Source organism: Streptomyces silaceus (assembly GCF_001419745.1).
Lineage (GTDB): Bacteria > Actinomycetota > Actinomycetes > Streptomycetales > Streptomycetaceae > Streptomyces > Streptomyces silaceus.
In genome coordinates this window covers 1-8940 of record NZ_LIRJ01000335.1, presented here as the reverse complement: position 1 = coordinate 8940, position 8940 = coordinate 1, and the positions used below count along the sequence as shown (strand labels likewise).

Below are 8940 nucleotides of genomic sequence, written 5' to 3'. Positions count from 1 at the left end.
GACCGCGACCGCCTGCTGCGCTTCCTCCAGAACTACGGCGTCTATCTGGGCGTCGCCGCCCTCCTGCTCGTCAACATCGCCTTCACCCCGCACTTCCTGTCCGCCGAGAACTTCCGCACCCAGGCCGTCCAGGTCGCCCCCGTCCTCGTCGTCGCGCTCGGCATGGCGCTCGCCATCGGCACCGAGGGCGTGGACCTCTCGGTGGGCTCGGTGATGGCCCTGTCCACCTCCCTGCTCTCGCTCTACCTCGGCTACGGGATGTGGATCGCCCTGGCCGTGGCGGTGCTCGGCGCTGATCGCGGCGGCGCTCGCGCTGCTCGTCGGCTTCGTCGTGCGGCGCACCACGTTCGGGCGCCGGCTCCTGGCCATCGGCGACAGCCGTCCCGCGGCGCTCCTCGCGGGCCTGCCGGTGCGCCGCGTGCTCATCTTGGTGTACGTCGTCTCCGGCGCCCTCGCCGCGCTCGCCGGTGTCCTCGCGACCGCGCGCCTGACCGCCAGCGACCCCACGTCGCTCGGCACGCTGATGGAACTCTCCGCGATCACCGCGGTGGTGGTCGGCGGCACACCGCTCAGCGGCGGACGCGTCCGCATCGGCGGCACCGTGGCGGGCGCCGTCCTGATCCAGCTGCTCACGGCCACGCTCATCAAGCACGACCTGCCGCCGTCGTGGACGCAGATCGCCCAGGCCGTGGTGATCGTGCTCGCGGTCTACGCGGCACGCGAGAGGGGCAGGCGATGACCACCGACATGCGGACCCCTGCGGAGCCCGTGAGCCCGGCCGTCCCGGAGGACCGGGCCGCGGGCCCCTCCCGCTCCGAGCGGCTGAGCGCGCTGGCCCAGCAGCACGGCGCGCTGGTCACCCTGCTGGTCGCGGTGGCCGCCGCGTCGATCGGCTTCGACACGTTCCTGACGGCCGACAACCTGGAGAACATGGCGGTGTCCTCCGCGTTCCTCGCGGTGGTCGCGCTCGGCATGACGTTCGTCATCGTCACCGGCGGCATCGATCTGTCGGTCGGTTCGCTGTTCGCGCTCGGCGGGGTGCTCGCCGCCTGGGGGTCGCGGTACGGCACGGTGGTGGCGCTGCTGCTCCCGCTCGCCGTGTGCGGGCTGATCGGCCTGGTCAACGGCCTGCTGATCGCCCGTTCCCGGCTCGCGCCGTTCATCGTGACGCTCGCGGCGATGCTGGGGGCGCGCGGCATCCTGCTGTCCGTCACGGACGAGGGATCCACGACGTACCTGGTCGACAAGGACACGTTCTTCGCGACGCTCGGCCAGGGCAAGGTGCTCGGCATCGGCGCCCCGGTGTGGATCACGGCCGCCCTGTTCGTCGCGGGCGCGGTCGTGCTGCGCCGCACGCGGTTCGGGCAGTACGTGTACGCCGTCGGCGGCAACGAGGACGCGGCGGCGCTGATGGGCGCGCCCGTGGCCCGTACGAAGATCGCCGTCTATACGGTCTCGGGGCTCTGCGCGGGGCTCGCCGGGGCGCTGAACGCCTCCTGGCTGGTCTCCGGGGTGACGATCCTCGGCTCCGGCATGGAGCTGGAGGCGATCTCCGCGGTCGTCATCGGCGGCACACTGCTGTCGGGCGGATTCGGCTTCATCAGCGGGTCGTTGGTGGGCGTGCTGCTCCTGAAGGTGATCCAGAACGTCATCAACCAGATCGGCTCGCTCGACTCGGCCTACCAGCAGGTGGTCAGCGGTGCCTTCCTGGCGGTGGTCGTGATCGCGCAGACGTGGCTGGGGCGCAGGCGCCGGGTGCTGTGACGGCGGCGGCGCCCGGTCGCCGCGCCGCCCGTCACGCTCGCCGGACCACGCGTCACGCTCACCGCGACACCCCTCACAGGGGTACCGCCTGCCCCTTCCCCAGGGCGATCACCCCGCCCTTCGACACCGTGTAGAGCTCCTCGTCCCGCTCCGGGTTGACGCCGATCGTCGCCCCGGGCGGGACGTCGACGTTCTTGTCGAGCACGGCGCCGCGCACCACCGCGCCCCGCCCGACCCGGACGTTGTCGTGCAGCACGGAGCCCTGGACGACCGCGCCCTCCTCGACGGTGACGCCGGGCGAGAGGACGGAGCGGGTGACCTGGCCGCGGATGACGCAGCCGGGGCTGACGATCGACTCGCCCGCGATGCCGCCCGCGCAGAACTTGGCGGGCGGCAGTCCGCCGGAGTGGGTGTAGATGGGCCAGCGGCGGTTGTCCAGGTTGAAGACGGGGTGCTCGGAGATCAGGTCCATGTGGGCTTCGTAGTACGAGTCCAGGGTGCCCACGTCACGCCAGTAGCCGTGGTCGCGCACGGTCTCGCCGGGCACGTGGTTGCCGTCGAAGTCGTACACCTGGGCGAGCCCCCGCTCGGTGAGCAGGGGCAGGATCGAGCCGCCCATGTCGTGCGCCGACTCCTCGTTCTCGGCGTCCTGTTGGAGCGTGTCGACGAGCGTCTTGGTGGTGAAGACGTAGTTGCCCATGGAGGCGAAGACCTGGTTCGGGGAACCGGGCAGGCCGGGCGGGTCGGTGGGCTTCTCCAGGAACCGCTCCACCCGCGTGCCGTCCCGCGCGGGGGTGATGACGCCGAACGACGACGCCTCGGCGCGCGGCACCCTGATGCCGGCGACGGTCACCGCGGCGCCCTGGTCGATGTGCTGCTGGAGCATCTGGCGCGGGTCCATGCGGTAGACGTGGTCGGCGCCGAACACCGCGATGTAGTCGGGCTGTTCGTCGTGGACGAGGTTGAGCGACTGCAGGATCGCGTCGGCGCTGCCCAGGTACCAGCGCGGCCCCAGGCGCTGCTGGGCGGGCACGGGCGTGACGTAGTTGCCGAGCAGGCTCGACATGCGCCACGTGGTCGTCACGTGCCGGTCCAGGGAGTGCGACTTGTACTGGGTGAGGACGCAGATGCGCAGGATGTCGGCGTTGACGAGGTTGGAGAGCACGAAGTCGACGAGGCGGTAGGTGCCGCCGAACGTCACCGCCGGCTTGGCCCGGTCGGCGGTCAGGGGCTGCAATCGCTTCCCCTCACCTCCGGCGAGCACGATTCCCAGTACCGAAGGTCCACCGCGCATGCCAGCTCCCTACTTGTCGGCGTGCAGGATCTCCTCGTACACCTCGACCGTGCGCCGGGCGACCGTGTCCCAGCCGAACTCCCTGAGCGCGCGGTAGCGGCCGGCGGTGCCCATCGCGGCGGCCCGTTCGGGATCGGTGGCCAGCCTGTTCAGGAGCAGCCCGAGGTCGTGCTCGAAGCGTTCGGGGTCCTTCTGCTCGTACGGGACGAGCAGCCCCGTCGTCCCGTCGCCCACGACCTCCGGGATGCCGCCGACGTCCGACGCGACGACGGCCGTGCCACAGGCCATCGCCTCCAGGTTGACGATGCCCAGCGGCTCGTACACCGAGGGACACGCGAACACCGCGGCATGGGTGAGGAGTTGGACGATCTGGGGGCGCGGCAGCATCTCCGGGATCCACTGGACGCCCGCGCGGGCCCGGCCCAGCTCCTCGAAGAGCGTGCGGAACTCCGCGTCGATCTCGGGGGTGTCGGGGGCTCCGGCGCACAGGACGAGCTGGACGTCGCGGTCCAGTTTCCGTGCGGCGCGCAGCAGATGGGGCACGCCCTTCTGCCGGGTGATGCGTCCGACGAAGAGGACGTAGGGCCGTCCGGTGTCGATGCCGAGCCGCTCCAGGACGTCCGTGTCGTGGTCGGGGCGGTACAGCTCCGTATCGATGCCGTTGTGGACGACGTGGACCCTGGCCGGGTCGATCGCCGGATAGCAGGCGAGGATGTCCTCGCGCATCGCGCCGGACACCGCGATCACCGCGTCGGCGGCCTCGGCGGCGGTGCGCTCGGCCCAGCTCGACAGGGCGTATCCGCCCCCGAGCTGCTCGGCCTTCCAGGGGCGCAACGGCTCCAGGGAGTGCGAGGTCATCACGTGCGGGATGCCGTGCAGGAGCTTGCCGACATGGCCCGCGAGGTTGGCGTACCAGGTGTGCGAGTGGACCAGTTCACGCCCGGCGAGCGCGGCGGCCATGGACAGGTCCACGGAGAAGGTGCGCAGCGCGTCGTTGGCCCCGTCGAGCGCGGGCCACGCGCGGTGCCGCACGAGCCCCTCGCCGACGCCCTCGCCCCAGCAGTGCACGTCGAGGTCGGTCAGCGCGCGCAACTCCCGTGCGAGGAACTCGACATGGACGCCGGCTCCGCCGTAGACGTCCGGTGGATACTCCCGGGTGAGCAGTCCCACTTTCACGTAGAACCCTCCGTCGTCCGCCCGATGTCGGCCGCGCTCTCACATGGTCACCCAGACACGGCCCCGGGGGAAGACCGCTGCGGCGGGCGTTCGAAGCAGCAGTCGCCGCACAGGCCGCCGTTCGGGCACCGGTAGTAGAGGCAGCAGCTGCGGCGCCGGAAGGCGGTGCCCGCCAGGGTGCCGGTGCCGCGCAGGTCGGGGTGGTCGAAGAGCGCGGCGGCCAGGTCCAGGGCCCGCTCCCCCACCTCCGGGCGGCCCTCCCGCACCGCCCAGCCGTGCAGTTCGCGCGCGGCGCCCGCGAGCGCGGAGCCCGCGTTGCCCCGCAGCAGCCCCGCCGATACCCGGTAGCGGGCGCGCAGGGCGTCCGCGAGCGGCTCCAGGTGGCCGTGCTGCACGACGTCACGGATCGTGCGCGCGTCGCCGGGCAGGGTGTGTACGCCGCTCAGCCACAGGTCGTCGGGCGAGGTGCCGTCGGCGTCCCAGCACAGCCGTGCCGGGTCGAGGTCGGGCACCAGGCCGTACAGCGCGGCGGAGCCGAGCGCCACGGACCAGAGCCGGGCGGCGAGCCCCAGCTGGGCCACGGACACCGCGATGCGGTCCTCGGGGGCGCCGAGCCGCAGCGCGACCTTGCGGACGCGGAAGGTGAGCGGATCGGCGCCCGCCCCGCGCCGGTCGGGGCCTGCCGCGGGCTGACCGGGGGCCGCTGCCGGTGGCCCGTACGCCTCCGCGAACGGGACGGCCGTGCCGCCCGGCGCCGCTCCCGCGCGCAGGGCGAAGAAGCCGCCGACGGAGCCGAGTTCTGCCAGGTCGATGTGGGTGGTCACGAGAGCCAGTAGAGCAAGCCCCACTGGGGTGTCCATCCTCGGGGGTGCGCCGCTCTCCACCCGTGCCCCTAGGGGGGTAGCCCGACCTGGGGAGGACATCATTCGTCCGTACTCCATCGGCAGTAGGACCGAATGCCTGCTCAGGGACGACGACGCGGAGCGATTCGCGAGGCATCGTGGAGAACATGGAAGCCGACCGCTCGTCCGACCTGGCCCGCCGGGCACACCGCACCCCGCGGAGCACGTCATGAGTGCTCTCGCGCTGTCCGTGCTGCTCTCGCTCGTCTCCGCCGTGGCCTACGCGGGCGGGGCGATCCTGCAGGAGCGCGTGGCCGCGACGACTCCGGAGCGGCGGTACGCGCCGCTGCGCAGGGGCGCCTGGTGGACCGCGATCGCCCTGAACGGCCTGGGCGCGGTGCTGCACGTGGTGGCCCTCGCCTACGGCCCGCTCAGCCTGGTCCAGCCGCTCGGCGCGCTGACCATCGTGTTCGCCCTGCCGATGGCCGCCGTCTTCGTGCGGCGGCGGGCCGGGGCCACCGCGTGGCGCGGCGCGATCATGGCGACGGTGGGGCTCGCGGGGCTGCTGTCGCTCACCTCGTCGACCCACACCCAGTCCCTGGACGGCCCGGAGCACCTGATGCTGGCGCTGGTCACCGGCGGCGGCGTGCTCGCGCTGATGGTGGCGGCGCACGCGGTGCACCGGCACCCCGTGGTACGCAGCGTGCTGCTGGCCTGCGCGGCCGGTGCGGCGTTCGGCATCGCCTCGGTGTTCACGAAGACGGTCGCCGTGGAGTGGAGCCGGGACGTGCCCCTCGTCGAGCAGCTCCCGAGCCTCGGCGTGATCGCCGTGCTCGCGGCGGCCGGCGTGCTCCTCTCGCAGGCCTCCTACCGGGGTGCGGGCCTCGCGGCGCCCCTGTCGACGGTGACGGTCGTGAACCCGGTGGTCGCGGCGGCGGTCGGGCTGACCCTCCTGGGAGAATCCTTCCGCTACGGCGTCGCGGGCACCGCCCTGGCGCTGGGCTGCGGGGTCGTCGCCGCGGGCGGCCTGATCCTGCTGACCACGGAGCGGATCGCGCGCGAGACGTCGACCGCGCCGGTGGCCGAGGAGCCTCCCGCGGTGCCGGACGAGGCGGAGCCGCCCCGTCCGAGGCCCGTCACGGAAGGCCCGCGTCCCGAGCGCGTCCCGGAGGCGCTGCCCGCGATGCCGTCCCAGCACACGGGGGCGGCCCTGGGCAGGCACCGCCCCCGGCACCCCGGGCGGCGCCGGGAACGCATGGTGTCCTGACCGCCCGCGGCGCCGTGGCCGTGCGCGCCGCTCAGATGCGTACGCCGCGCGCCCGCAGGTAGGCCAGCGGGTCGATGTCGGATCCGAAGCCGGGCCCCGTCCGCACCTCGAAGTGCAGATGCGGGCCCGTGCTGTTTCCGGTGGACCCCGAGCGGGCGATGCGCTGTCCGGCGGCGACCTGCTGTCCGGCCTTCACGGAGAGTGCCGACAGGTGCCCGTACTGGCTGTACTTGCCGTCGGAGTGGCGGATGACCACCTGGTAGCCGTAGCTGCCGCCCCAGCCGGCGGAGACGACCCGTCCCGCGGCGACGGCCTTCACGGACGTCCCGGTGGCCACGGGGAAGTCGACGCCCGTGTGGTAGCCCTTCGACCAGGAGCCGCCCGCGGCGCGGTAGGGGGTGCTGGGCGAGGCGGCGACGGGGGCGACGGCGCCGGGTGAGGCCTGCCGGGCGCGCGGCGCGGGGGCCTTGCGCTCGGCGGCCTTCTTCTGCGCCGCCTTCCGCTCCGCGGCCTTCTTCTCGGCGGCCTTCTCCCGGGCCCGCGCCTCGGCGCGGTCCTCGGCACGCTCCTTCGCCCGGTCCTCGGCGCGTTCCTTCGCGCGCTCGCCGGCCCGGTCGTCCGTACGGCCCTTGGTGGCCCCCTGCCCGTGCAGCGAGAGCCGCTGTCCCGGGGTGATCAGGTCCGGATCGGCGCCGATGACACGGCGGTTGGTCTCGTACAGCCCCTGCCAGCCGCCCCGGACCCGGCGGTCGTCGGCGATGCCGGAGAGGGTGTCGCCGCGGACCACGGTGTACATCTCGGCGGTGCCCGCGGTGGACTGCGGGGTCACCTCCGGCTTGACGTCCTTCACGGCCCGCTTGGCGGGCTTCGGCTTCGTGGCGGAGGCCGGGGTGACGTCGGGCGTGGCGCCGCCACGGGTGAGGCCCGCCTTCGCGGAGCACACCGGCCAGGCGCCGGGTCCCTGCGCGTCGAGGACCTTCTCGGCGACGGCTATCTGCTGCTCCTTGGTGGCGAGGTCGGCGCGCCCCGCGTAGGCCGTGCCGCCGTACGCCTCCCAGGTGGACTGCTTGAACTGGAGGCCGCCGAAGTAGCCGTTGCCGGTGTTGATGCTCCAGTTGTTGGTGGACTCGCACGCCGCCACCTTGTTCCAGGTGTCGACGTCGGCGGCACCGGCGGTGCCCGCGACGGTCAGCGGGAGCGCCATGCCCGCGCCGCCCGCGGTGACCGTCAGTGACGCGCGGTTGATGCGGTTCGGCTGATACCGGCGGTGCCGGCCCCGTACGGCCATGGGGAGCCCCCTCAGACTCACGTCATCACGGATTGCACACAGAGGACACACGACAAGCCCGCAAGCTAGCCGGTCGGGCCAATCCGTGACAAGGGCGCGGCGCAGAGGGGGCGTTGCACACGTCAGCCCGTCAAGTGCATCGCGAGCCACCGCAGTTGCACTCCCTGCTGATAGGGGCCACCGCCCTCGTGATCGTTGAAGGCGTACACCTCCATGGAACGCTCGCGCCCCGCGTACGCGTTGTGGGCGGCGAACACCGTGGAGGGCGGGCAGGTCTGGTCCTCCAGGGCCGTGGAGAAGAGCGCGGGCGCGCGACCGCGCGCGGCGAAATGGACGCAGTCGAAGTACGACAGTGTCTGGAAGACGCGCTCCTGCCCACCCCTGCGCGCCTTCAGGTAGGCGCCGATCTCCTTGTACGGATAGCGGTCGGTGAGGGTCGTCGCGCGCGGGAAGTCGCAGAGGAAGGGCACGTCGGGGGCGATCGCGGCGAGGTCCGGCACGAGGCCGCCGACGGCGAGGGCGAGGCCGCCGCCCTGGCTGTTGCCGATCGCGGCGACGCGCGAGGCGTCCACGAGGGGGTGTGCGCGGACGGCCTCGACGGCGCGGACCGCGTCCACGTACAGGCGCCGGTAGTAGTAGTCGTGCGGGTCCTCGATGCCGCGCGTCATGAACCCCGGGTGCGCGGGCGCGCTGCCCACCGGGTCCGGGGTGTCGCCCTGCGCCCACCCGCCGCTGCCCTGCCCCCGGGTGTCCATCACGAGGTGGGCGTAGCCGGCGGCGGCCCACAGCAGATGCATGTGGGGCAGTCCGCGGCCGCCGCCGTACCCGATGTACTCCACGACGGCGGGCAGCGGCCCTTCGGCCCCGGCGGGCAGGACGAGCCACCCCTTGACGGGGTGCCCGCCGAATCCCGTGTACGTGACGTCGAGGACCCGCACGCCCGTCAGGGGCAGGTCCACCGGCTCGAAGCGGGCGTCGAGTTCGTGCTGCCGCGCCTCCAGCAGCGTCTTCTCCCAGAAGGCGTCGAAGTCGTCGGGCTCGGGCAACTCGGGCCGGTAGCGGCGCAGTTCTTCGAGGGGCAGGTCGAATCGGGGCACGGGCGGGTCCTCCTTCGAACGGGGGTCGAAGGATCACGCTATGCCGAGGGACCTCCCCACGTCAGGAGGGTTTCCGGGGCCTGCGACGAGACGGCGCCGCGCCGTCAGGACATGGGCCCCGGCTGGGGCTCGGGCGCCGGGTCGGGGCCCGGCGGCTGCGGGACCGGGGACGGCGGCGGCTCTGGGCTCGGGCGGGGCTCCGGGTGCGGGAC

The 8940-nt window shown here is 73.2% G+C and carries 7 protein-coding genes and 1 pseudogene; 3 read left to right on the top strand and 5 right to left on the bottom strand.

Annotation, left to right across the window (positions count from 1 at the left end; translation table 11 throughout):
• Nucleotides 1-739, top strand: a pseudogene (locus AOK22_RS27930) (ABC transporter permease); the annotation flags it as partial.
• Nucleotides 736-1764, top strand: coding sequence for an ABC transporter permease (locus AOK22_RS27925; RefSeq protein ID WP_079036867.1), 1029 nt, complete (start codon nt 736-738; stop codon nt 1762-1764). The pseudogene AOK22_RS27930 and the gene AOK22_RS27925, both read left to right, overlap by 4 nt.
• A 73-nt stretch (nt 1765-1837) precedes the next feature.
• Here AOK22_RS27925 and glgC read toward each other — a convergent pair whose 3' ends face one another.
• From glgC to AOK22_RS27910, 3 genes are read right to left on the bottom strand one after another with little or no spacing between them, the layout of a single operon-like run.
• Nucleotides 1838-3058 carry a glucose-1-phosphate adenylyltransferase gene (gene glgC / locus AOK22_RS27920; RefSeq protein ID WP_055701490.1) on the bottom strand — a complete coding sequence of 407 codons (1221 nt, stop codon included), beginning with the start codon at nt 3056-3058 and terminating at the stop codon, nt 1838-1840.
• Between the two features lie 9 nt (nt 3059-3067).
• On the bottom strand, nt 3068-4234 hold the full coding sequence (gene glgA / locus AOK22_RS27915; protein ID WP_055701489.1) for a glycogen synthase: 1167 nt from the start codon (nt 4232-4234) through the stop codon (nt 3068-3070).
• Nucleotides 4235-4281: 47 nt separating this feature from the next.
• Complete coding sequence (locus tag AOK22_RS27910; RefSeq protein WP_055701488.1) at nt 4282-5094, bottom strand: (2Fe-2S)-binding protein; 813 nt, start codon at nt 5092-5094, stop codon at nt 4282-4284.
• Nucleotides 5095-5305: 211 nt separating this feature from the next.
• Between AOK22_RS27910 and AOK22_RS27905 the strand changes: the two genes are divergently transcribed.
• Nucleotides 5306-6343, top strand: coding sequence for a DMT family transporter (locus tag AOK22_RS27905; RefSeq protein WP_107410279.1), 1038 nt, complete (start codon nt 5306-5308; stop codon nt 6341-6343).
• Between the two features lie 31 nt (nt 6344-6374).
• On the opposite strand, the gene AOK22_RS27900 is transcribed toward AOK22_RS27905, so the two are convergent.
• Both AOK22_RS27900 and AOK22_RS27895 read right to left on the bottom strand, forming a co-directional pair.
• The gene (locus AOK22_RS27900; protein ID WP_055701487.1) at nt 6375-7631 is read right to left on the bottom strand and encodes a transglycosylase family protein; all 1257 of its coding nucleotides are present in this window, start codon (nt 7629-7631) and stop codon (nt 6375-6377) included.
• Nucleotides 7632-7753: 122 nt separating this feature from the next.
• On the bottom strand, nt 7754-8728 hold the full coding sequence (locus tag AOK22_RS27895) for an acetylxylan esterase (RefSeq protein WP_055701486.1): 975 nt from the start codon (nt 8726-8728) through the stop codon (nt 7754-7756).
• Between the last annotated feature and the right edge of the window lie 212 nt (nt 8729-8940).